The organism is Streptomyces sp., assembly GCF_035644915.1.
Classification (GTDB): Bacteria; Actinomycetota; Actinomycetes; order Streptomycetales; family Streptomycetaceae; genus Streptomyces.
In genome coordinates this window covers 1-23,033 of sequence record NZ_DASQNP010000014.1, presented here as the reverse complement: position 1 = coordinate 23,033, position 23,033 = coordinate 1, and the positions used below count along the sequence as shown (strand labels likewise).

At 74.9% G+C, this 23,033-nt stretch carries 21 protein-coding genes; 10 read left to right on the top strand and 11 right to left on the bottom strand.

Annotated elements, in window-relative coordinates; genetic code table 11:
• Positions 1-90: 90 nt before the first annotated feature.
• Together VE546_RS02190 and VE546_RS02185 are read left to right on the top strand one after the other, a co-directional pair.
• A complete protein-coding gene (locus VE546_RS02190; RefSeq protein WP_324917367.1) occupies positions 91-1,122 on the top strand; it encodes an ATP-binding cassette domain-containing protein in 1,032 nt (343 codons plus the stop codon).
• Positions 1,119-1,955 carry an ABC transporter permease gene (locus VE546_RS02185; RefSeq protein WP_324917364.1) on the top strand — a complete coding sequence of 279 codons (837 nt, stop codon included), beginning with the start codon at positions 1,119-1,121 and terminating at the stop codon, positions 1,953-1,955. Before VE546_RS02190 ends, VE546_RS02185 begins: the two co-directional genes overlap by 4 nt.
• 10 nt (positions 1,956-1,965) lie before the next feature.
• Here the strand turns inward: VE546_RS02185 and VE546_RS02180 are convergent, their stop codons facing one another.
• Complete coding sequence (locus VE546_RS02180; protein ID WP_324917362.1) at positions 1,966-5,286, bottom strand: ATP-binding protein; 3,321 nt, start codon at positions 5,284-5,286, stop codon at positions 1,966-1,968.
• Between the two features lie 201 nt (positions 5,287-5,487).
• Here VE546_RS02180 and VE546_RS02175 point away from each other — a divergent pair, with 201 nt between their 5' ends.
• Positions 5,488-5,952 carry an Hsp20/alpha crystallin family protein gene (locus VE546_RS02175; protein WP_324917359.1) on the top strand — a complete coding sequence of 155 codons (465 nt, stop codon included), beginning with the start codon at positions 5,488-5,490 and terminating at the stop codon, positions 5,950-5,952.
• A gap of 111 nt (positions 5,953-6,063) precedes the next feature.
• Positions 6,064-6,861, top strand: coding sequence for a site-2 protease family protein (locus VE546_RS02170; RefSeq protein ID WP_324917356.1), 798 nt, complete (start codon positions 6,064-6,066; stop codon positions 6,859-6,861).
• Here the strand turns inward: VE546_RS02170 and VE546_RS02165 are convergent.
• Entirely contained in the window at positions 6,845-7,105 is a 261-nt protein-coding gene (locus VE546_RS02165; RefSeq protein WP_324917352.1) for a hypothetical protein, read from the bottom strand. The genes VE546_RS02170 and VE546_RS02165 overlap by 17 nt on opposite strands.
• Positions 7,106-7,207: 102 nt before the next feature.
• Positions 7,208-7,966: an NADPH-dependent F420 reductase gene (npdG, locus tag VE546_RS02160; protein WP_324917349.1), complete on the bottom strand. Its 759-nt coding sequence runs from the start codon at positions 7,964-7,966 to the stop codon at positions 7,208-7,210.
• Positions 7,967-8,131: 165 nt separating this feature from the next.
• On the opposite strand from npdG, the gene VE546_RS02155 reads away from it, so the two are divergent.
• Positions 8,132-9,406, top strand: coding sequence for an MFS transporter (locus tag VE546_RS02155; RefSeq protein ID WP_324917346.1), 1,275 nt, complete (start codon positions 8,132-8,134; stop codon positions 9,404-9,406).
• A gap of 33 nt (positions 9,407-9,439) precedes the next feature.
• Here the strand turns inward: VE546_RS02155 and VE546_RS02150 are convergent, their stop codons facing one another.
• The gene (locus VE546_RS02150; RefSeq protein ID WP_324917343.1) at positions 9,440-9,667 is read right to left on the bottom strand and encodes a hypothetical protein; all 228 of its coding nucleotides are present in this window, start codon (positions 9,665-9,667) and stop codon (positions 9,440-9,442) included.
• A gap of 52 nt (positions 9,668-9,719) precedes the next feature.
• On the opposite strand from VE546_RS02150, the gene map reads away from it, so the two are divergent.
• The 3 genes from map to VE546_RS02135 all read left to right on the top strand — a co-directional run bounded on the left by map (position 9,720) and on the right by VE546_RS02135 (position 13,796).
• Positions 9,720-10,577: a type I methionyl aminopeptidase gene (gene map, locus VE546_RS02145; protein WP_324917340.1), complete on the top strand. Its 858-nt coding sequence runs from the start codon at positions 9,720-9,722 to the stop codon at positions 10,575-10,577.
• A gap of 252 nt (positions 10,578-10,829) precedes the next feature.
• Complete coding sequence (locus VE546_RS02140; RefSeq protein ID WP_324917337.1) at positions 10,830-12,512, top strand: cellulase family glycosylhydrolase; 1,683 nt, start codon at positions 10,830-10,832, stop codon at positions 12,510-12,512.
• Positions 12,513-12,845: 333 nt separating this feature from the next.
• Complete coding sequence (locus tag VE546_RS02135; protein ID WP_324917334.1) at positions 12,846-13,796, top strand: hypothetical protein; 951 nt, start codon at positions 12,846-12,848, stop codon at positions 13,794-13,796.
• A 118-nt stretch (positions 13,797-13,914) separates the two neighbouring features.
• Here the strand turns inward: VE546_RS02135 and VE546_RS02130 are convergent, their stop codons facing one another.
• Entirely contained in the window at positions 13,915-14,655 is a 741-nt protein-coding gene (locus tag VE546_RS02130; RefSeq protein ID WP_324917331.1) for a bifunctional DNA primase/polymerase, read from the bottom strand.
• 339 nt (positions 14,656-14,994) lie between these two features.
• Between VE546_RS02130 and ddaH the strand changes: the two genes are divergently transcribed.
• Complete coding sequence (gene ddaH, locus VE546_RS02125; protein ID WP_324917391.1) at positions 14,995-15,780, top strand: dimethylargininase; 786 nt, start codon at positions 14,995-14,997, stop codon at positions 15,778-15,780.
• A gap of 1 nt (position 15,781) precedes the next feature.
• On the opposite strand, the gene VE546_RS02120 is transcribed toward ddaH, so the two are convergent.
• The 5 genes from VE546_RS02120 to VE546_RS02100 form a co-directional block, all read right to left on the bottom strand.
• Positions 15,782-16,810 (bottom strand): small ribosomal subunit Rsm22 family protein, encoded by a 1,029-nt coding sequence (locus VE546_RS02120; protein WP_324917327.1) that lies wholly within the window; start codon positions 16,808-16,810, stop codon positions 15,782-15,784.
• A 67-nt stretch (positions 16,811-16,877) separates the two neighbouring features.
• Positions 16,878-17,117 carry a hypothetical protein gene (locus VE546_RS02115; RefSeq protein WP_324917324.1) on the bottom strand — a complete coding sequence of 80 codons (240 nt, stop codon included), beginning with the start codon at positions 17,115-17,117 and terminating at the stop codon, positions 16,878-16,880.
• Positions 17,118-17,204: 87 nt separating this feature from the next.
• Positions 17,205-18,509: a diaminopimelate decarboxylase gene (locus VE546_RS02110; protein ID WP_324917321.1), complete on the bottom strand. Its 1,305-nt coding sequence runs from the start codon at positions 18,507-18,509 to the stop codon at positions 17,205-17,207.
• Positions 18,510-18,762: 253 nt separating this feature from the next.
• Complete coding sequence (locus VE546_RS02105; RefSeq protein WP_324917318.1) at positions 18,763-20,403, bottom strand: helix-turn-helix domain-containing protein; 1,641 nt, start codon at positions 20,401-20,403, stop codon at positions 18,763-18,765.
• A 448-nt stretch (positions 20,404-20,851) separates the two neighbouring features.
• Positions 20,852-21,682, bottom strand: a complete 831-nt coding sequence (locus VE546_RS02100; RefSeq protein ID WP_324917315.1) for an NAD(P)-dependent oxidoreductase — start codon at positions 21,680-21,682, stop codon at positions 20,852-20,854.
• Between the two features lie 80 nt (positions 21,683-21,762).
• Here VE546_RS02100 and VE546_RS02095 point away from each other — a divergent pair, with 80 nt between their 5' ends.
• Positions 21,763-22,122, top strand: a complete 360-nt coding sequence (locus VE546_RS02095) for a MerR family transcriptional regulator (protein ID WP_324917312.1) — start codon at positions 21,763-21,765, stop codon at positions 22,120-22,122.
• Between the two features lie 341 nt (positions 22,123-22,463).
• Here VE546_RS02095 and VE546_RS02090 read toward each other — a convergent pair.
• On the bottom strand, positions 22,464-23,033 hold a 570-nt coding region (locus tag VE546_RS02090), incomplete at its 5' end, for an ATP-binding protein (RefSeq protein WP_324917310.1).

The following is a 23,033-nucleotide window of genomic DNA, read 5'->3' as shown; positions in this document are numbered from 1 at the left end:
GGCGGGCCGTCGGCCGTCCGTCGGCGGGCCGTCGGCCGTCTGTCGGCGGAACATCGGCGGGGCGTCGGCGGCGGCTGCGAGCGTGGGCGCATGACACGACGACAGACAACCGGCACGGCCGGCGGCGGACCCGCCGTGGAGGTCCGCGGGCTGGTCAAGCACTTCGGCGACACCAGGGCCGTCGACGGGGTGGACCTGGAGGTGCGCGAGGGCACCGTCCTGGGCGTCCTCGGCCCCAACGGCGCGGGCAAGACCACCCTCGTGCGCTGCCTGGCCACCCTTCTGGTGCCGGACGCCGGCACCGCCACCGTGGCGGGGTACGACGTGGTGCGCCAGCCCCGCTCGCTCCGCCGTGTCATCGGCCTGACCGGGCAGTACGCCTCGGTCGACGAGAAACTGTCCGGCCGGGAGAACCTCTACCTGATCGGGCGGCTGCTCGACCTGTCCCGCGCCGACGCCCGGCGCCGCGCGGACGAGCTGCTGGAGCGGTTCTCGCTCACCGGGGCCGCGGGCAGGCCCGCGGGCCAGTACTCCGGCGGCATGCGCCGCCGTCTCGACCTGGCCGCCTCCCTGATCGGCCGCCCGGCGGTGCTGTTCCTGGACGAACCCACCACCGGCCTGGACCCGCGCACCCGCAACGAGGTGTGGGACGAGGTGGAGCGCATGGTCGGCGACGGGACGACCGTCCTGCTCACCACGCAGTACATGGAGGAGGCCGAGCGGCTCGCCGACGAGCTGGCGGTCATCGACCGGGGCCGGGTGACCGCCGGGGGCGGGGCCGAGGAGCTGAAGGCCAGGGTCGGCGGGCGCACCCTCCGGATCCGTCCCGCCGACCCCGGCGAGCTGCACCGCATGGTCGGTGCCATCGCCCAGGCGGGCGTCGGCGGGGCAGTGGCGGATACGGCCGAGGGGGTGGTCAACGTCCCGATCTCGGGCGACGAGCAGCTCACCGCCGTGATCGCGGTGCTCGCCGGGCGCGGCTTCGCCATCGCCGGCATCGACACCCACCTGCCGAGCCTGGACGAGGTCTTCCTCGCCCTCACCGGCCAGAAGGCGTCCGCACCGCCCGGGGAACGGCGGCCCGGGGAGCACCACGAGGAGTACGAGGAGGCAGTGGCATGACCACCGACACCACCGCGGCGGCCCCGCCGCGCCCGGCCCGGCCGTCCGGCGCGGACGACGGCCGGATCGGCCCGCGGGCCCATCTGCGGCACATCGGCGCGCTCGTCCGCCGCAACGTGCTCCAGATCAGGCAGGACCCGGAGTCGATGTTCGACGTCCTGCTGATGCCGATCGTCTTCACGCTGCTGTTCGTCTACGTCTTCGGCGGCGCGCTGGAGGGCAGCCGGCAGGAGTACGTCAACTACGTGGTGCCCGGCCTGCTGGCGATGACGGGCCTGAACGTCGCGATGGCCGTGGGCACCGGGCTCAACGAGGACGTCCGCAAGGGCGTGATGGACCGCTTCCGGTCGATGCCCATCGCCCGCTCCTCGGTGCTGGTCGCCAAGGTCACCGTGGAGCTGGGCCGGATGCTGGTGGCGACGGTCATCCTGCTCGCGGTGGGGCTGGTCCTGGGCCTGGAGATCAGGTCGGGCGTGCCGGAACTCCTCGCGGCGGTCGGCCTGTCCATGGTCTTCGGCGCCTCGCTGATGTGGATCTTCATGCTGCTGGGGGTGATGCTGCCGGGTCCGCAGGCCGTCCAGGGGGTGGCGTTCATCGTGCTGATGCCGCTCCAGTTCGGATCGTCGATCTTCACCGACCCGGAGACGATGCCCGGCTGGCTCCAGGCCTTCACCGAGGTCAATCCGCTCTCCAACCTGGCGGACGCCGCCCGCCACCTGATCAACGGCGAGGGCCCGGTCGCCCACCCGGCGGCGGTGACGCTGCTGTGGGCCGTGGCGATCACGGCGGTGACGGCCCCGCTGGCGGTGGCCAGGTTCCGCCGCGCCGAGTGAGGGAAAGCGCTCAGACCAGGGCGGTGGCCTCCTCCACGGAGAGGCCGCCGCCCTCGGCGTACGCCCGGGCGTACGCCGCCTCCCCCAGCACCGCCCGGGCCGCGGCCTCGGCACGGTCGCGGCACTCCCGGGCGGCGGCCGCTCCGGGCACGTGCGCCAGGTCGACCGCGTCGTACGCGCCGAGCAGCCTCGCCGCGTCCTCCGCGCGGCCGGTGGCGGCCAGGGCCTGGGCGGCGGTAGGCAGTTGGGAGACGGCGAACTGGGGCGCGATGAACCAGGCCAGGCCGCTCTGGGTCAGCCGCATGGCCTCGCGCAGCTCGGCGACCGCCCGCTCGTACCGCCCGTCGAGCACGTCCAGCCAGCCGCGCAGCCCGCCGACCACGCCGCGGAAGACCTCCGGCGCCTGGTCCCGGAACTTCCGCTCCAGCACGTCCAGGTGCTCGCGGGCCCCGGCGGTGCGGCCCGTGCGGCCCAGCCGGACGGCGAGCTGGAAGCGCGCGTAGTACGCGGCGTCGTTGCCCGTACGGTCGGCCTCGGCGATGACCTCGCCCAGCATCCGTTCGGCGTCCTCGCCCGGCACGGTCCCGGTCCCGGCGGACTCCAGCAAGGCGCCTCCCAGCCGGGCGCGCAGCATCATCACCTGGGTGTGGGCGCCCAGTTCCCCGGCGACGTCGATGGCCCGGCGGTAGTCCTCGGCGGCCCCGGCGAAGTCGCCGTGCTCCTCCCGCGTCTCGCCCCGGCAGGACAACGCCTCGGCCACGCCCCAGCGGTCCCCGATCCGGGAGAAGATCTCCAGGCTCTCGCCGGTGTCCCGGACGGCCTGCCCGACCGTCTCGGGCCGGTCGACCAGGACCTTGGCGCGGATTCGGAGGGCGCAGGCCAGCTCCCAGTCGTGGCCGAGCGCGCGGCAGCTCTCCACGGCGGCGTCGATGATCCTGGCCGGCAGTTCGTGGTCGCCGGTGAGGACCGCCGCGTAGAACCAGATGATGCCCGGCGGGCGGCAGACCTGCGGCAGGCCGGGCCGGTAGGTGTCGACGATGCCGCGCAGCCTGGCCTGCGTCTCCGGGCGCGCCAGCTCCGTCACGTCCGGCTCCAGGGTGGAGAAGTGGATCAGCCACACCTGGCGCCGGGCCTCCAGGAGCTGCTCGGGCGGCATCGGCGGCGGCGCGTCGGTGCAGCGGGCGACCAGCGGCGGGGCGGGCTCGACGGGCGGCTCGAACGGGTCGGGCCCCAGGGCGGAGACGGCCTCGGACCAGGTGCGGGTGTCGGTGCGGTGGCCGCGCAGGTCCCAGAACCAGTACAGCGACAGCACCAGGCACAGCGCCTCGTGCTCGTCGCGGAGGGCGACGGCCCGGCGCAGTGCGGCGCGCAGGTTGTCGTGCTCGCGCTCCAGCCGGTCGAGGTGGACGCGCTGGTCGGGGCCGCGCAGCAACGGGTCGGTGGTGCGGGCCAGTTCGCGGTAGGCCACCAGGTGGCGCCGCTCGACGGCGCCGCGCTCGCCCGCCTCGTCCAGGCGCTCGGCCGCGTACTCGGCGACGGTCTCCAGCAGGCGGTGGCGCATCGGGCTGCACGGCGTGGGCGCGGCGACCACCAGGGACTTGTCGACCAGGGAGGCCAGCAGCGCGGCGACCTCCCCCACGGGGATGCCGTCGCCGCCGCAGACGGCCTCGGCCTCCTCCAGCTCGCAGCCGCCCGCGAAGACGGACAGGCGCCGCAGGACCGTCCGCTCCCGCTCGTCCAGCAGCTCCCACGACCAGTCCACCACCGCCCGCAGGGTCTGCTGCCGCGGCAGCACCGTGCGGCTGCCGCCCGTCAGCAGCCGGAAGCGGTCGTCCAGCCGGTCGGCGATCTGCCGCGCCGACATCGCCCGCAGCCGCGCCGCCGCCAGCTCGATCGCCAGCGGCAGGCCGTCCAGCCGGCGGCAGATCTCCTCACAGGCCGCAGGGTCCTCCTCCACCGTGAAGCCCGGCCGCGCCGCCGCGCCCCGCTCCCCCAGCAGCCGCAGCGCCACCGGCACCGGCAGCGGCTCCACCGGCCGCACCACCTCGCCCGGCACCCCCAGCGGCTCCCGGCTGGTGGCCAGCACCGTCACGCCGGGGCAGCGCGTCAGCAGCGCCTCGGCCAGCTCCGCCGCCGCGCCGGCCACGTGCTCGCAGTTGTCCAGGACCAGCAGCAGCCGCCGGTGCGCGCAGTGATCGGCGAGCCGGGTCAGCGGGGCGGAGGCGTGGGGGTCGGCGGCCCGCAGCTCCTCGGCGCCCGCGCCCCGGAGCACGGTCTCGCGCCCGCCGAGCACGGTCAGGACGGTCTCGGCGACGGTGCCCGGATCGCGTACGGGCGCGAGTTCGGCCAGCCACACCCCGTCCGGCCAGCGGTCCGCGCCGGCCTCGGCGGCCTCCTGCGCCAGCCGGGTCTTCCCGGAGCCGCCGGCCCCGACCAGCGTCACGAGCCGGTGCGCGGCCAGGTGGGCGCGCACCGCGGCGAGGTCCGCCTCGCGCCCGACGAAGGAGGTCAGCCGCGCCCGCAGGTTCCCCGGCACGGGGCGTACGGGCGGCGCGGGCGGCGCGGGGCGTGCGGGCTCCGGCGCGGGGGGCGCCGGGGGCGCGGGCCGGTGGGCCAGCAACTGGGCGTGGAGGACGCGCAGTTCGGCGCCCGGATCGGTCCCGAGCCGTTCGGCGAGTTCCCGGCGCACCTCCTCGTACGCCGCCAGCGCCTCGGCCGTCCGTCCGGCGTCCCGCAGGGCCCGCAGCCGCAGCGCCTGGAGCGGCTCGTCCAGCGGGTGCCGCGCGCACAGCTCGTCCAGCTCGGCGAGGACCTCCTGCGGGCCGTCCAGCACCGTGCGGGCCTCGATCCGCGCCCGCAGGGCCGCCAGCCGCAGCCGCTCGGCCCGTGCCGCTTCCGCGGGGGACGGCAGATCGGCGAACGGCTCGCCCCGCCACAGCGCCAGGGCGCCCTCCAGCAGTTCGGCGGCCTTCCCGGCGTCCCCGTCGGCCAGCGCCCGCCGGCCCTCCCCCACCAGGCGCTCGAAGCGGAACACGTCCACGTCCTCGCGCTCGGCGGCGAGCCGGTAGCCGCCCTCCACCGAGACCACGGCCTGGCGGCCGAGCGCCCGCCGCAGCCGCCCCACCAGCGCCTGGAGCGCCCCGGCGGCGTCGGCGGGCGGGTCGTCGTCCGCCCACACCTCCGCGGCGAGCGCGCCCGCGGGGACCGCCCGGCCGGCCGCCAGGGCCAGGGCGGTCACCAGCGCCCGCAGCCGCGGGCCGCCGAGCGGCACGGCCGTGCCGTCCTCGCGCAGCACCCGTGTGGTCCCCAGCAACTCGTAGCGGTAGCGCACCCGGTCATTGTCTCCCCCGGCCGCTCCCGGCCCGGCCGTGATCCGCCGCCCCGCCCCCCTCCGTGACCTTTTCCTCCAGGTATGACCGCCTTTGATGCGGATACCCGCGGGGAGGCACCCCGCGGAGGCGTCCCCGGCCGCGCGGGCCGGGCGGCCCTCCGCGACCACGAGACGAGGACAGGAGGGACGACAGTGGTGAAGATGCCAGTACGCCGCGGAGAGAGCGCCCCGGTGACCCGGCACCAGCCGGGCTGGGGCTGGCGGGACCCGCTCAGCGAGTTCGAGAACCTCTGGGGCGAGATGAACCGCTTCTTCCGCCAGGGCGCCATGCCCACCGGCGAGCGCCCCTGGGTGCCCATGGTCGAGGAGGAGGAGACCGAGAGCGCCTACGTCGTGCGGGCCGAACTGCCCGGCATCCCGCGCGACAACGTGACGGTGGAGCTGGACGCCAACGAGCTGCACATCACCGGCGAACTCGAAGAGGAGCAGCGGGGGAAGGTGCTCAGCCGCCGGACCGGGCGGTTCTCCTACCGCACGATCGTTCCCAACGACATCGACAGCGACAAGGTCGCGGCCGACCTGGCCGACGGGGTGCTCACGGTGCGCATCCCGAAGTCGCCGCGGGGCAAGCGCCGCACCATCCGGGTCGGCGGCGGAAAGGTGTGACCCCGGCGGCCCGGCCCCCCGGCCGGGGACGGCCTCCCCGGGCGCGGGACCGGGCCCCGGCGGCGGACGCGGCTCGCGCCCCGCCGGCCGCGCCGGGTACGGTCAGGGCCCATGAGCGCGTCCAGCACCCGCAGCGGCCCGCAGATCAGCCCCATATTCCTGGGCCTCCTCGCCGTGACGGGAGTGTCGGCGTGGGGGGTGTGGGCGGACGCCGCGGTGCCCACCGGCTTCGCGGTCTTCCTCTTCGTCGTCTCGGCGTGGATCGTGTCGCTGTGCCTGCACGAGTACGCGCACGCGCGCACCGCCTTCCACGGCGGCGACGTGTCCGTCGGGGCGAAGGGCTACCTCACGCTCAACCCGCTGAAGTACACCCACGCGCTGCTGAGCGTCGTCCTGCCCGTGCTCTTCGTGGTCATGGGCGGGATCGGGCTCCCCGGCGGCGCGGTGTTCATCGAACGCGACCGCATCAGGGGCCGGCTGCGGCACAGCCTGGTCTCGGCGGCGGGGCCGCTGACCAATGCGGCCCTGGCCGCGGCGCTGACCGCGCCGTTCTGGCTGGGCGCGGTGGACGACGTGCCGGTCGCGTTCCGCTGCGCGCTGGCGTTCCTGGCGATGCTGCAGGTGACGGCCGCGGTCTTGAACTTCCTGCCCGTGCCCGGCCTGGACGGCTACGGCGTCCTCGAACCGTGGCTCTCCCCGGCCCTCCGCCGCCGGGTGGAGCCCTTCGCGCCCTTCGGCCTGATCGCGGTCTTCGCCTGCCTGTGGATTCCGGAGGTCAACGCCGTGTTCTGGCAGGGCGTCGACTCCCTGATGACGGCCCTGGGCGTGTCCTGGCAGGAAACCGCCTACGGCCTGGAGTACTTCCGCTTCTGGGAGGGCGAGCCCCGGAACGTCACCGTCCCCCGCTGACCTCGGCGGCGTTCGCCGCGGCGTTCGCCTCGGCGGCGGCCCGCTCCAGCCGGGCGCGGCGCACGTAGTACCAGGCCATGTTGGACGACAGCCCGGCCATCAGGACCCAGACGATCCCCACCAGCCAGGCCCCCTTCACGAAGGCCACCACCGCCGCGACGACGGCGAGGCCGCAGACGATCAGGGCGAAGACGGCGAGGCGCCGGGACGGGCCGGACAGGCCGGACAGGGGCGTGCGGGCCATGGGGCGGGCTCCAGACGGGAGGGACGGTGGTACGACAGGCCCATTGTCCCCCATGTCCCCCTCCACCCCGCCCGGCGCCCCGCCCCCGGCGGGCGGTCCGCCTCAGACGTCGGTGAGCCGGATGCCCGCGTGCGCCTTGTAGCGGCGGTTGACCGAGATCAGGTTGGCGACGAGCGACTCGACCTGGTGCGCGTTGCGCAGCCGCCCGGCGTAGACGCCCCGCATGCCCGGGATGCGGCCCGCGAGGGCCTGCACGATCTCGCAGTCGGCCCGCACCTCGCCCAGCACCATCACGTCGGTCTCGATCCTCTCCACCTCCGGGTCCTTCAGCAGGACGGCCGACAGGTGGTGGAAGGCGGCGGTCACCCGCGAGTCGGGCAGCAGCGCGGCGGCCTGCTCGGCGGCGCTGCCCTCCTCCGGCTTCAGGGCGTAGGCGCCCTTCTTGTCGAAGCCGAGCGGGTTGACGCAGTCCACGACGAGCTTGCCCACCAGCTCCCCGCGCAGGCTCTCCAGCGTCGCGGCGTGCCCCTCCCACGGCACCGCGACGATCACCACGTCGCTGCGGCGCGCGCACTCGGCGTTGTCCGCGCCCTCCACGCCCAGGCCCAGCTCCCCGGCGGCGGCCCGGGCGCGCCCGGCGTCCCGGGAGCCGATGATCACCTTCTGCCCGGCCCGGGCCAGCCGGTACGCCAGGCCGCGCCCCTGGTCGCCCGTGCCGCCCAGGACCCCGACCACCAGGCCGGAGACGTCCGGCAGGTCCCAGGGGTCCTTGGCCGGGGCCTTCGGGGCGCCCTGTGCGGTGTCGGGGGCGGCTGCGGGGGTGGCGGCCGGGGTGGTTGCGGAAGCGTCGTTCGAAGTCATGGTCCGATCCTGCCAGGGCGCTCCCGGACCGTCGCTACCGGGGAGTAGCAACACGCTCCGCACCACCCGCCCGCCCGGTCGGTCGCCCGTCCGTCCGTCCGTCCGCCGCACCGGGTGCGCACATCCGTTGCGGCTCACGACGGCCGCGGCGCACGATGACCCCTTGTGTCCTCTCCACTCGGCGCGCTGCTGCCCGACCTCTCCCCCTGGCGCTCCTCGCGCGACTTCCGGCTGCTGTGGTGCGCGGGCGCGGTCACTGTCTTCGGCACCTTCCTCACCTTCGTGGCCCTGCCCCTCCAGCTCAAGGAGCTGACCGGCTCCGCGGCCGCCGTCGGCGCGCTCGGTGCGGTGGAGCTGGTGCCGCTGGTCCTCTTCGGCCTGTACGGCGGGGCGCTCGCGGACGCCGTGGACCGGCGCGCGCTGCTGCTGTGGACCGAGTGCGCCCTCGGGGTGACGGCCCTGATGCTGCTGGCCAACAGCCTGCTGCCCGAGCCGGCGGTCTGGCCGCTGTACGCGGCGGCCGCCCTGAACAGCGCGCTCGGCGGCCTCCAGCGTCCGGCGCTGGAGGCGATCGTGCCGCGCATCGTCCCCCACGAGCAGCTCGCGGCCGCCGCCGCTCTCAACTCCGTGCGCTGGCAGATCGGCGGGGTCGCGGGCCCGTCCCTGGCCGGCGTGCTGATCACCTTCGCCGGGCTGGAGTGGGCGTACGCGATCGACGCCGCGACCTTCGCGGTCTCCGTCGCCCTGGCCCGGGGGCTGCGTCCCTCCCCCGCCGCCCGTGGCGCCGCCCGGCCGTCGCTGCGCGGGATCGCCGAGGGTGCGCGCTACGCGTGGAGCCGCAAGGACCTGCTGGGCACGTACGTCGTCGACCTGGCGGCCACGGTCCTGTCCTTCCCCATCGCGGTCTTCGCCTTCCTCGCGGACGACCTGGGCGCGCCCTGGGCGGTGGGCCTGATGTTCGCGACGCTCCCGCTGGGCGGCATGGTCGTCAGCGCGACCAGCGGCTGGACCCGGCGCGTCCACCGGCACGGCCGGGCGGTGGTCCTCGCGGCGGCGGGGTGGGGGGCGTCGATGGTGGCCGCGGGCTGGGCGCAGAACGTCTGGCTGGTGCTGCTGTTCCTCACGGTGGGCGGCGGGTGCGACATGGTGAGCGGGATCTTCCGCCGCACGATGTGGAACCAGACGATCCCCGACGAGCTGCGGGGCCGGCTGGCCGGGATCGAGATGCTGTCGTACGCGGCGGGACCGCAGCTCGGGCAGGTCCGCGCGGGGAGCATGGCCGCGCTCACCTCCGTGCGCGCCTCGGTCTGGGGCGGCGGGCTGGCGTGCGTGGTGGCGGTGGGGCTGCTGGCGCTGGCCCTGCCGAGGCTGATGGCCTACGACGCCCGCACCAGCCCGCACGCGGCGGCGGTCCGGCGGCGCGGTACGGAAGCGGGATAGGGGTGGAGCATCCCGGCCGGGGCCGGGGCGCCGTCAGGGCGCGTCGTCGCGGCGCGAAGGCTCGCTCCAGCGGGGGTCGTTCTCCCACTGGAGGTTGCGTTCGCGGGCGGTCTCCATCGCGCGTTCGGCCTCCGCGCGGGACGGGTACGGGCCCATGCGGTCCTTGGCCGGGCACTCCGGGCCCTCCTCGACCTTGCGGTGCTCCAGGCAGTAGAACCACTCGCCGGGCCTGCCGGTCTTCCTGCGTTTGAAGAGTGCCATGGGGTCATGGTGCCCCGGGGAGGCCCCGCCTATCGCGGTTAGACTCGCGCACATGTCTGGCCAGTCGCTCCTTGTTCCCGGCACGCTCTCCCCGAGGCGCACCGTGCCCGCCTCGATCCCCCGCCCGGAGTACGTCGGGAAGGACGCCCCGGCGCCGTACACCGGGCCGGAGGTGCAGGACGCCGAGACCGTCGAGAAGATGCGGATCGCGGGGGGAATCGCCGCCCGCGCCATGGCGGAGGCGGCCAAGCACATCGCCCCCGGCGTGACCACCGACAAGCTGGACGAGGTGGCGCACGAGTACCTGTGCGACCACGGCGCCTACCCCTCGACCCTCGGCTACCGGAAGTTCCCGAAGTCGATGTGCACCTCGGTCAACGAGGTCATCTGCCACGGCATCCCCGACTCGACCGTCCTGCGCGACGGCGACATCGTGAACCTGGACGTGACCGCCTACGTCCACGGCGTGCACGGCGACACCAACGCCACCTACCTGTGCGGCGACGTGGACGAGGAGTCGCGGCTGCTGGTGGAGCGGACGCGCGAGTCGCTGAACCGCGCGATCAAGGCGGTCAAGCCGGGCCGCCAGATCAACGTCATCGGCCGGGTCATCGAGTCCTACGCCAAGCGCTTCGGCTACGGGGTCGTCCGCGACTTCACCGGTCACGGGATCAACAGCTCGTTCCACTCGGGGCTGATCATCCCCCACTACGACGACCCCCGCGCGACCACCGTGATGAAGCCCGGCATGACCTTCACCATCGAGCCGATGCTGACGCTGGGCACCCACGAGTGGGAGATGTGGGAGGACGGCTGGACGGTCGTCACCAGGGACCGCAAGCGCACGGCCCAGTTCGAGCACACCCTCGTGGTGACCGAGTCGGGGGCCGAGATCCTCACGCTTCCCTGAGCGGCCGGCCCGCCGGCCCCGGGCGGTGCTCCGCGAGGACCCGGTCGATCGCGGGGCCGAGGAAGGCGCGCGTCAGTTCCGCCCGGCGGGCGGTCCGGCGCTCCGGGACGGCGCGCGCATCGATCTCCGTCTCCCCTCTTGACGGGACATCGACAGGAGAGGTTCAGTGGGAGCGCTCCCATATTCCCTTCGCCCTTGGCCGCGGCACAGTACGACATCGTTGTCAGGCGCACGATCGAGCTGGAGTGACGGATGAGACCACGCACCGCCCGCACGACCACCGCCGGGGGCGTCCTCCTCGGCCTGTTCCTCGGCCTGCTGCTGTCGCTGTTCGGCCCGGGCCGGGCCGTCCACGCCGCCGCCGGGAACACCGGGGACGCCGAAGACGCCCCCCGCGCCGCCGCGACCGGCCTCCACGTCAGCGACGGGCGGCTGCTGGAGGCCAACGGGAACGACTTCGTGATGCGCGGCGTCAACCACGCCCACGCCTGGTACGCGAACGAGCTGGACTCCCTCTCCCACATCAAGGCCAAGGGCGCCAACACCGTGCGGGTCGTCCTCAGCAGCGGCGACCAGTGGACCCGCAACGACGCCTCCGACGTGGCCCGCGTCGTCTCCGAGTGCAAGGCCAACCGCCTCATCTGCGTCCTGGAGGTGCACGACACCACCGGCTACGGCGAGCAGAGCGCGGCGGTCTCCCTGGACCGCGCGGCCGACTACTGGATCAGCGTCAAGAGCGCGCTGGACGGCCAGGAGGACTACGTCATCGTCAACATCGGCAACGAGCCGTTCGGCAACACCGGTTACGAGCGCTGGACCGCCGACACCCGGGCCGCCGTCCAGAAGCTGCGCAACGCCGGCTTCGACCACGCGCTGATGGTGGACGCCCCCAACTGGGGCCAGGACTGGTCGTTCACCATGCGCGACAACGCCGCGGCGGTCTTCGCCGCCGACCCCGACCGCAACACCCTGTTCTCGATCCACATGTACGGCGTCTTCGACACCGCCGCCGAGGTCCAGGCGTACCTGAACCACTTCGTCGACGCGGGACTGCCCATCCTGGTCGGGGAGTTCGGGCACGACCACTCCGACGGCAACCCGGACGAGGACGCGATCCTGGCGACCACCCAGCGGCTCGGCCTGGGCTACCTGGGCTGGTCCTGGAGCGGCAACGGCGGCGGGGTCGAGTACCTGGACATGGTCAACGGCTTCGACCCCAACTCCCTGACCGCCTGGGGCCAGCGCATCTTCAACGGCGCCAACGGCATCGCCGCGACCGCCGAGGAGGCCACGGTCTACGGCGGTTCGGGCGGCGACGACCAGGCCCCGACCCGGCCCGGCACCCCCACCGCCTCCGGCGTGACCTCCACCGGCCTCACCCTGTCCTGGTCGCCCTCCTCGGACAACGTCCGGGTGACCGGGTACGACGTGGTGCGCGTCGACGGCACCTCCGAGACCGCCGTCCAGACCACCACCAGCACCTCGGCCAACATCACCGGCCTGGCCGCGAACACCGCCTACACCTTCGCCGTGTACGCCCGGGACGCGGCGGGCAACCGCTCCGAGCGCTCGGCCACCGTCACCGTCACCACGCGCCAGGGCGGCGGCGACCCCGCCACCTGCTCGGTCACCTACAAGATCGTCGGCCAGTGGCAGGGCGGCTTCCAGGGCGAGGTCACCGTCCGCAACACCGGCACCTCGCCGATCAGCGGCTGGACGCTGGGCTGGCGGTTCCCCGACGGCCAGACCATCACCCACATGTGGGGCGGCACCCCGGCCCAGAGCGGGGCGGCGGTCACCGTCCGGCCCGCCTCGTACAACGCCGGCATCCCCGCGGGCGGCTCGGTGACCCTGGGCTTCACCGGCACTTGGAACGGCAGCAACACCAGCCCGGACACCTTCACCCTCAACGGCGGCACCTGCACGGCCTCCTGAGGCTCTGGGACCGGCCGAGGACAGCGCGAGAACACACGAGGACACACGAGGACACACGCCGTGGGGCTACGGGCCGTGGAGCCCGCGGCGTGCGCCGGACGCCCGGTCCCGCCCTTTGAACTGGCCCGGGGCGGGGCCGGGTACACCCCGTGCCCGCCGACTCGGACGAGCCGGCGGGCACGGGCCCCGGAGAGGCCGCGCGCGGGCGTCCGCGGCGGCCATCCCCCCGCCCGGGCCGCGCGGGGCACCGGTAGGGTTCGGGGCCGAGAGAGCCTGTCCGGGAGGGGTCGAAAGAGAGTGCGGACCAAGGCACGTGGGCTGAGGGCCACGGCGATGCTGGTGGCTGTGCTGGCGGCGCTGACGGGAGTGTCGGGCTGCATGACGGTGCACGGCGAGAAGGCCGTGGTCCCGGCGACGACGAGGGCGGAGGCGGCGAAGGTCCTCGAACACTTCACCAAGACCAACAACGAGGCCAACCGCACCCACGACGCCGAGCTCAACGCCACCATCGAGACCGGCGCGCTGGGCACCATCGACCAGGCCGGGCTGCGGGCCCGGCGCACCGTCCACCCGAACGGCAACCCCCGGCACCAGCCGCTGGAACTCACCGACGCCCGCTTCCTCATCCCCCGTCAGGCGGGCTGGCCGAAGTTCTTCGTCGCGGACGCCGCCAGCAACCGCAGCGGCGGCGCGCGCTGGCTGCTCGTCTTCACCCGGGGCGGCATCGAGGAGAGCTGGAAGGTGTCGTACCTGTCGGTGCTGGCCGCCGACGCGGTGCCGAAGTTCTCCCGGGACGACCGGGGATACGTCGAGGCCGTCCCCGCCGACGAGACCGCCCGGCTGGCCGTCGCCCCCGAGGACCTGAGCCGCGCCTACACCGACTACCTGCGCGAGGGCGGGGACGCCTTCGCCGGGGGGCGGCTGACCAGCGCCCTGCGCGAGGAGCGGAAGAAGACGGCGACCCGCCCCGGCGCCCGCACCGAGTGGGCCGACCTGCCCGCCGAGGACGCGCGGTTCGCCCCGGTGGGACTGCGCACCGAGGACGGCGGGGCGCTGGTGTTCTTCACCACCCACCACCAGATGAAGCAGACCGTGGCCAAGGGCTACCGGCCGCAGGTGAAGGACCCCTACGTCAAGGCGCTGCTGGAGGGGACGCCCAGGCAGTCCGTGACGTACGCCCGTCTCGCGCTCCAGGCGGCGGCCGTGCCCGCCGCCGACGCCCAGGACCCCGGGGTCAGGATGCTGTACCGCCTCCAGGGGCTGATGAGCGCCAAGGGCGAATGAGGCGCCGGGAGGCCCGGTTGTCAGGACGCACCGTGCCCGGGCCGCGGCGGCCCGGGCACGGTCATGAGTGCGGAAGGTACGGACGTACCGGGTACGGGAGTCACGGAGGCGGACGCGGTCAGCGGACCGGCCAGGTCGCCGGATCGTGGCCGGGCTCCTCCTCCGCGTACGCCGCGCACGCGTCCGTCAGCGCCTCCAGCAGCGTCAGCGGGTCGGGCAGCGGCCGCTCCGGGGCGCGCAGCCAGCCGACCGCCGGGCCGGAGTCGTCGCCGGGCAGCCGCGCGGGCGGTACGAGCACGTAGCTGCCGCGGCAGTGCCACCGCAGCCCGGGGTGGTCGTCCAGGGTCTCGGGGTGGCAGTCCAGCTCGCACGGCCACCACTCGTCCTCGTCGTCCGGGGTGCCGCGGGTGGCCGTGAAGAACAGCATCCGCCCCGACCAGGGGTCGTTGCCGCACACCGCCACCGGCCCGACGTCCACGCCCTCGGCCTCCAGCCGCTCCAGCGCGGCGCGTCCCGCCCGCACCGGCACGTCCAGCACGTCGTGGGCGCGGCCGGTGGCGGTGATGAAGTTCGCCAGCGGCTGGCTGCTCGCCCACCGGGTGATCTGCTCGGGGTCGGTGGTGGCCTGCGTCTGCCAGGCGAAGGAGACGGGATGGCGGCCGGGCGTCGGACAGCCGATCCGGTCGCAGGAGCAGCCGTACCCCTCGGGGTGCGCGGCCGGCGCCAGCGGGAAGCCCGCCGCGGCGGCCGTCAGCAGCAGATCCTCGCGGAGGCGGGCCGCCTCCAGCGCGGCACTCAGGCGTGCGCCGCTCCGGGAGCGTCGCCGCAGCCACCGGGAGAATCTGCTTTCGCGTTCCATGTACCGCCTCACTCGCGACCGGGACCGTTGGTTTCCGAGGGTACGGAACCGAGCGCCCGCTGCCGGGCGGAATCCACGGATCTCGGATGACCGTTTCCATCCTGCGCCTTCCCCGCGCCCGATGGGTAACCGGGGTGGCCGCCGTATGACGTCGTATGGGCCACCTTGGCCGGATCGCGCTCCCCGGGCCGCACGGCGTCCGGGCGCCCGCGGGAAAACCGGCTCCGGGGCGGCGCCCGCGCGGGGGCGCGGGGGGATCATGTGCTCACGCACCGCACTTCCTCCGCCACGCAGCGATCCTGTGAGGAGCCTCCCTTGTACGCACCCCGCCGCTATCTGATGTGCCCACCGGTGCACTTCCGGGTCACCTACTCCATCAACCCGTGGATGGACCCCGCCAAGCCCGTGGACCTCCCGCTGGCCGTCGCGCAGTGGGAGCGGCTGCGCGACCTCTACCGCTCCCTCGGGCACACCGTCGAGGAGCTCGTCCCGGACCCGGACCTGCCCGACATGGTGTACGCCGCCAACGGCGCGACCGTCGTCGGCGGCCGGGTGCTCGGCGCCCGCTTCGCGCACCCCGAGCGGGCCGGGGAGGCCGCGGCGCACCGGGAGTGGTACCGCGCCCACGGCTTCGCCGACGTCCGCGAGCCGGAGCACGTCAACGAGGGCGAGGGCGACTTCGCCGTCACCGCCTCCTGGCTGCTGGCCGGCCGCGGCTTCCGCAGCAGCCCGCTCTCCCACCCCGAGGCGCAGGAGTTCTTCGGCCGCCCGGTCATCGGCCTGGACCTGGTCGATCCGCGCTTCTACCACCTGGACACCGCGCTGTGCGTGCTGGACGACGCCCGCGACGACGCGGTGATGTACTTCCCGGCCGCGTTCTCCCCCGGCAGCCGGGCCGTGCTGGCCCGGCTCTTCCCCGACGCGGTGATCGCCGGGGAGGCCGACGCCCGCGCCTTCGGCCTCAACGCCGTCAGCGACGGCCGGCACGTCCTGCTGCCGCAGGCGGCGGTGGGGCTGTTCGGCCCGCTGCGCGAGCGCGGCTACGAGCCGGTCGGCGTGGACCTGGGCGAACTGCTCAAGGGCGGCGGCAGCGTGAAGTGCTGCACGGCGGAGCTGCGCGGATGAGCTACGCGGACGGGCCGGGCGGGGGCGGCGCGGGCCAGTCGTCGCCCCATTCCGCGTCCCGGGCGGCGCGGTATTCCGGGCCGTGCCGCTTGGTGACGGTGGTGCGCCGCAGCCCGTCCTGCCCGGTGCACAGGTCGAGGAGGACCTGCCCCTTGCGGATCTGCGGCTTCCGTACGATCCGCGCCGCCGCGGGCGTGCCCTCCACCCCGGGCCGGACGGCCGCCACGTAGGAGAACTTCTCGTCCTCGTACGCCAGCGACCCTCCCTTCACCTGCCGGTGGAGGGAGGAGCGGCTGACGCGGGCGGCGAAGTGGCACCAGTCGGAGCCGGGCTCGATCGGGCACGTCGCGCTGTGCGGGCAGGGGGCGAGCACGCGCAGCCCGGCGGCGATCAGCCGTTCGCGGGCCTCGACGGTCCGCCGGTAGCCGTCCGGGGTCCCCGGCTCGACGACCACCACGGCGCGTCCGGCCGCCGCGGCGGCGTCCACCAGGGAGTGCCGGGCGTCCTCGGCCAGTTCGTTGAGCACGTAGGAGACGGTGATCAGGTCGGCGGCCGGGAGCTCCCCGCCCGGGGCGATCCGCCCGCGCCGCCACTCGGCGGCGCGCAGCGCGGCCGAACCGGAGGCCGCGGCCAGCTCGCGGCCCACGGCGAGGGCGGGCTCGGCCCAGTCCAGCACGGTGGTCGCCCGGGTGCGCTCCCCGCCGTCGCCCCAGGTCGCGGCGGCGGCCCAGACGGCCGCGCCCGTCCCGCCGCCCACGTCGAGGTGGCCGGCCGGGTCCAGCCCGGGCGCCCGGTCGGCGAGGGCGCCCAGCGCGGCGCGGACGGCCTCGAAGGTGGCGGGCATCCGGTAGGCGGCGTACGCCACGACGTCCGCCCGGTCCCGCAGCACGGGGGCGTCGGTCGGGGTACGCCCCCGGTAGCTGGCGATCAGCCGCTCGACGGCCTTCGCGGCCTGCCGCGGCGGCAGCCCGTCGAGCAGTCCGGCGAGCGCGTCGCGCAGCTCTTCGTCGATGTGGAGGGGGGCGAACACCGGGCCAGTGTAGGCGTGCCCGCCCCCGCTGCCGCCGGGGCGGGCCTGCGGCCGGCCGGCGAGCGCGTCAGCGGGTCTGGGCCCACAGCGTCAGCAGGCTCACCGCGGTGGCGCCCGCGCCGTAGCAGGCGCCCCGCAGGAACTGGTCGGCCATGATGCCCCGGCGCCGCACGGCCCACCGGGCGCTGCCGCGCACCGCCCGGCGGCAGCGGCGCCCGACGGCGGTCGGGCGCCACCTGCGGTCCCGCCCCGGCAGGACCGCCTCCTTCTCCATCGAACACCCCGGCGGGGTGGGTCGTACTGTCATGACCGTCGACTCCTCCTGCATGTCGTGGGACGTGGTTCGGCAGGCTTCCGCTGCCTGCCGCCTGCCGGTGCCGGAGGCGGCCCCGGCCTAGCCGAGGGAGGCCGCCGGCACCCGCAGCGTCTGCGCGGGACGGACGAGTTCGAAGTCGACCCGGCCGTCGGCGCCGACGCGGACGCCGTGGACGGCGGGCTCGGGCAGGCTGTTGTAGTGGAAGGGCGTGGAGAAGTAGTACGCGCCGGTGTCCGGGAGGACGACGATGTCGCCGGGCTCCAGGAGCGGCAGCGCGCGGTCGCGCGCCAGCAGGTCGCCGGCGAAGCAGGCCGGGCCGGCGACGTCCTGCCGCACGGGCCGTCCGCTCTTGGCGCCGCCGTGGGGGTGGTGGGCCTCGATCCGCAGCGGCCAGGCGTCGGGGGCGAACACGGTCCGCGTGGCGACCTGCACGCCGGCGTGGGTGATCGCGATCGGCCGGCCGCCCGCCTCCTTGGTGTACTCCACGTAGGCGGCCATGAAGCCGTTCTTCGCCAGCACCGAGCGCCCGAACTCGGTGATGATCTCGTACCGGCCGGTGAACAGGGCCGGCGCGTGCTCGCGCAGGTGGGCCACGTAGGTGTCGAAGCCGGGCCTGACCTCGTCGTCGGCGAAGTTGACCGGCAGTCCCCCGCCGATGTCGATGCCGACCACCTGCCGCCGCCCGAGGTGCTCGTTGACCTCGTCGGCGAACTCCACGGCCTGCGCGATGCCCTGGGCGATCAGCTCCAGCGGGCAGCCCTGCGAGCCGACGTGGGTGTGCACCCACGTCAGCCAGGGACGCTCCCGGTAGGCCCGCAGCAGCCGTTGCCGGTTGTCGCCGTCCGCCAGGGGGATGCCGAACTTCGAGTGCCGGGTGGCGGTGCTCATCGCGGCGATCGTCCCGCCGCCGACCTGCGGGTTGACGCGCACGCCGATCCGCGAGCGGGAGGCGGGGCGGTCCGCGAGGAGCGCGTCGATCCGGGACAGCTCCGAGAAGTTGTCGGCGTTGATCGTGACGCCCAGCTCCAGGGCCCACTCCAGTTCCGCGCGGGTCTTGGCCGGCGAGTCGAACACGATCCGGTCCGGCGCGAAGCCCGCCTCCAGTGCCTGCGCGAGTTCGCCGGCGGTGGCGACCTCGCAGCCCATGCCGGCGCGCCGCAGCTCCGCCAGCACGGGCACCAGGCAGTTGGCCTTGGCGGCGAAGGCGTGGAGGACGCGGAGGGAGTCGGGGAACGCCCGGTGCAGGGAGCCGACCGTCGCGGCGACGCCGTCGAGGTCGACGAACCCGGCCAGGACGGCCCGCTCGGGGTCCAGCAGTCCTTGGCGCACGGCCGCGCGCAGGATGTGCTCGCGCCGTTCGGCGGGGTGGGTGAGGTCGGTCATGACGCACCTTCCGGGTCGGTGTCCTGGAGCGCGCGGCGGTTCCGCCGGCCTGGTCACCAGGCTGCCCGCGGGGGCCGGGAGGCGTCTTCGTCGTGCCGTCCGAGATGTCGGGGCACCGTCCGTGCGGTGGTGCGGTGTCCCGGGGGCGGGCCGCCGTCGTTGTGCGCGGCGACGAAAGGAGGGCGTTCCCTTCTCGCCGGCGGACAGACGTCCGGATGCAGGGGCCCGGATACGGGTGCCCGGCTACCGGGGCTCAGGTGCCGCCGCGGTCGAGCAGGCGCAACTGGATCTGGGCGAGCAGGCGGGCGTCGGGGTCGCCCAGGTCGATCCCCGACACCTGGACGACCCGGCGGATGCGGTACCGCAGGGTGTTGGAGTGCACGCCCAGCGCCTTGGACGCGGCGGGCATGTCGCCGAAGTGGTCGAGGTAGGCCCGCAGGCTCTCCACCAGGAAGCTCCCCTTGTGCTCGGCGTCGAACGCCGCCAGCCGGGCCACGGGGGTCTGCGACGGCAGTGACACCTCCTGGAGCGCGTCCGTGACCCGCGCCATGCCGACGGCCTCGGCCACCTCCGCCACGCGCGCCACGGCGCGGTCTCCCCCGGCCGTCAGCAGGGCCCGCAGGGCCGCCTCGGCCGACCGGCGGGACTCGGGCAGCCGCGCCGGTCCGGCGACCACGTCCCCCAGCCCGATCCGCGCTTCCGTGCCGAACGCGGTCGACACCTGCTTCGCCAGTGACGTTCCCAGCCGGGTCACCTGCTCCTCGGCCCGCTGCCCGTCCTGTTCCAGGCCGCCCAGCACCACCAGCGTCCCGCCCTCCAGGAGCACGACCACGGCCCGGTGCCCGTGGGCCGTGCAGTGCAGCGTCAGCATGCCGTGCAGCCGTGCGGGATCGCCGTCGCCCCGGTCGCCGGTGTGCACCGCCAGGACCGCGCAGTTCCCCCGCGGCGGCAGCGCGGCCCGCTCGGCCAGCGCGTCGGCGGGGCCGCGTCCCTCCAGCAGGGCGCGGGCCGCCTCCTCGGCGAGACGGTCGTGCCCTCCGCGCGTGCGGTGGTGGAGCAGGTGGGCGGCGGCCACCCGGGCCGCCGCCCGCAGGACGTCGGCCGCGTCCGGCGCGAGGGGCCGGCCCACGGCCGCCACCCAGATCGAGCCCAGGCGCTCGTCGCCTCCCCGGATCATCGCCACCAGACGTTCCGGGTTCTCCCCCCGCGCCGGCCGGTACAGCACGTCGGTCGCGTTCCACAGCGCCTGGAAGAACCCGTCCTCCCGCATCGCGGCGACGCGCCACTCCGGGACGCGGCGCCCGAGGATGGTCAGCCGGCGCAGTTCGTCCACATCGCCTTCCGTGGAGGAGTGGGCGAGCACCCGCGACTGGAGGTCCTCGATCGTCACCGCGCCGCCGACCAGGGCCGCCACGGCGTCGGCCAGCCCGTTCAGGTCGCCCGGCGCCACGTCCGCCGCCCAGGGGTCGGGCCGCACGCCCGCCGCGGCCAGCCCCGCCAGCAGCACGCTCACCAACCGCGCCCAGCGGTACCACGTGGTGCGGAAGAGCACCGCGACACCGGCCTCCTCCGCCGCCGTCCGCAGCGCCTCGGACAGCCGCCCCGAGCCGCCCGGCCCGAACACCACGGCCGCCGCTCCGGCGTCGCCCGTCTGACGTACGACGTCGACGGCGGCGGCCGACTCCGGGTCGACGCCGACCGCCAGCACCAGGTCGCCCCGGGCGATCCCGGGGTCCCGGGCGTCCAGCACGGTCACCCCGTCGACCGCCACCTCCAGCCCCCTGGGGGCGGTGCCCAGCCCCAGGGCCCCGGTGCCCACCACGGAGAGCAGTTCCTCCAGCGTGACCCGCGGCGCCGAGCCGGAATCCCGTCCGGATAACCCGGTCGTCCCCATCGGTCTCCCCCTCCCCCGAGCCGTCCGGCCCCGCGGCGGACATTCCCCGCAGTCCGGACGGCAGCGCACGCTCCGGGCACGGAGCATAGGCCAGACCACGGGCCCGGACCTCCCCTTCGGCCGGAATGCCGGGCCGGGGTCCGGTCCGCGACGCCGCCCCGGCAAGCACGCGACCTGTGCCCCGAAGGCGCGGTGCGGCCCGGCGGTCGGCGCCGGCTGCGCTGTCCGGACAGGTCGATGACACGGCTGGTGGGCGGTGGGCCGTCGTCCACGACGCACCGGGCCGGACGCGGTCTGCCGGTCGGCGCCGACGGGGCATCACGGAACGACACGAGGACCCCATGGCATGGCGGACGTTGCGATGATCCATGCCGAACCCGGAGATCCTCCCGCCCTGAGGTCGTCCGACGACGTGTCCCCGCGCTCACGACCTCCCGGCACGGGACGGTCAGAGCACGGCGAGGCGGGAGAATCCCGCTGACCCGTGCCCGGCGTCGATCGCCCGTTGAACGGCGGCCCGCCCAGCGCTGAGCACGCCGTCGTCCAGGCCGTTCGCCCGGACGGTGTCGATGACGTCGTCCAGGATCGCCGCCGCCGAGACGATCGTGGAGGCGTCCCCGGGGAAGTGGTCCGCGGTGACGTGCTCGGCGACCAGGTCGATCAGATCGGGGAGCAGACCGGCCATCGTCTTCGCGTGCCCGCCGAGTTCGGCCGGGGTGATGTCCTCCGCGGCGGCCAGCCGGAACGCGTGCACCACCCCGAACATCGACGTCCAGAACAGGTCCAGCAGGGACACGTTGAACCCGGCCGCCCGCCCGGGATCCTCGCCGAGGTACGTTCCGTTCTCGCCGAGTGCGGCCAGCGTGGCCCGGTGCGCCTGGTAGACGTCGCGTGGCCCGCTGTACAGCAGTGCCGCCTCCGGGCCGCCGACGACCCCGTTCAGGATCACGCCGTCGAGGTAGTCGATGCCGTGGTCCGCCGCCCACGCGGCCATCTCGCGGGCCTGCCGGGGCGAGCCACCGGTGAGGTTGACCAGGGTGCGGCCCCTCAGCGCACCGGGATCGACGACCGATCGCACGGCCTGGTGGTTCAGCACGCACACGACGGCAAGAGGGCTGGCGGCGATCGCCTCGGCAGCGGTGCCGGCGATGGTGGCGTCGAGGTCGTCCCCCTTGCCCGGTGTGCGGTTCCAAACGGTGGTGGGGTGGCCGGCGGCGGCGAACGCGGTCGCCAGTGCCCGGCCCATCGGGCCCAGTCCGAGGACAGTCACGGGTGTCATGCCGGTTAAGCTAAACCTTCACGTTGACGTCAGAGTCAAGCCGAGAGCCGAGAGCCGAGAGCCGAGAGCCGGGAGCCGGGATGCGGATCGGGGAACTGTCGCGGCGGACGGGCGTCAGCGAGCGCGCGTTGCGGTACTACGAGGAGCAAGGCCTGCTGCGCCCGAAACGGCGGCCGAGCGGCTATCGCGTGTACAGCGACGCGGACGTGGCGGCGGTACGGCGGATCCGGGTCCTGCTCGCGGCCGGGCTGAGCACCGCGCAGATCGTGGAAGTGCTGCCCTGCATGGTCGATGACGACGGCCTGTTGACGCCCGACTGTCCGGAGCTGGTCGACGAGCTGGTCAGGCACCGGGACCGGATCAGCGAGGCCATCGGCGAACTGGAGGCGACCCGCGCCAACCTGGACACGATCATCGCCGCCGAACGGCGAGCGGGCTGATGCCCGGGCGGCTCGCCGCTCCTCGCGTTGTGACCGGCCGGCGTCGGCTCCAGGGTCCGTCTTCGAAGCGACCTTGCCCAGAGCAGCCCAGAGCAGGAGTGAGGCCGGGCGGACCGCCGCTTCACAGGAGGCGGCGGTCCTGTCGTGGCGGGTGGCGATACCGCGGAAGCCCTCCAGCCGGTCGAAGCAGCGCTCGACGGTGTTGTGGCACCGGTGGACCGCGCGGTCGAAGCCCGGTGGCCGACCACCCCGGCGGTCCCGGTTGCGGCGGTGCTTCCGGGGGACCAGCGGCTCACGTCCGGGCAGCACACGAGATCGCCGGGGCCGGGCCATGGACGCGATCAGCCCGGTGTGTCCTCCCCGCCCTCCGGCGGGGAGGACACACCGCCGTCCCGCACGATCAGCGGCTCGGCGGCGTCCACGCGCAGCGGCGGGCCGTCGTCCAGTTCCAGGACCATGACGAGTCCGCCCAGGGCGGACCGCTCGCCGCGCACGCTGCGGACCGTGTGCCACAGCCCCCACAACTTGACCTGCCGGCCGGGCTGGATCGTCACCGCCGCGACCTCCCGCTCGACGGGTTCGGCCACCAGTTCCGGGGCCTTCAGCTCGGCCCACACCGTCTTCCCGATTCCGTGCGGGCGTTCCTCCACGCCCCAGCGGTGGGCCAGCGATTCCACGAGGAGCAGCCCGCGCCCGCCGGTTTCGTCCTCGCCGGGCCTGCGCACTTCGGGCCGGCCCTCCCCGGCGTCGCTCACTTCCAGCCGCAGCAGGCCGTCCTCCCGTGAGTGCGCGATCCGCACCCCCACCTGCCGGTCGCGCGGCACCCGCACCCGCAGGGCGTTGGTCACCAGCTCCGACAGCACCAGCTCCGCCGTGTCGATGACGTCCTGCTCGATGCGCCACTCCCCGAG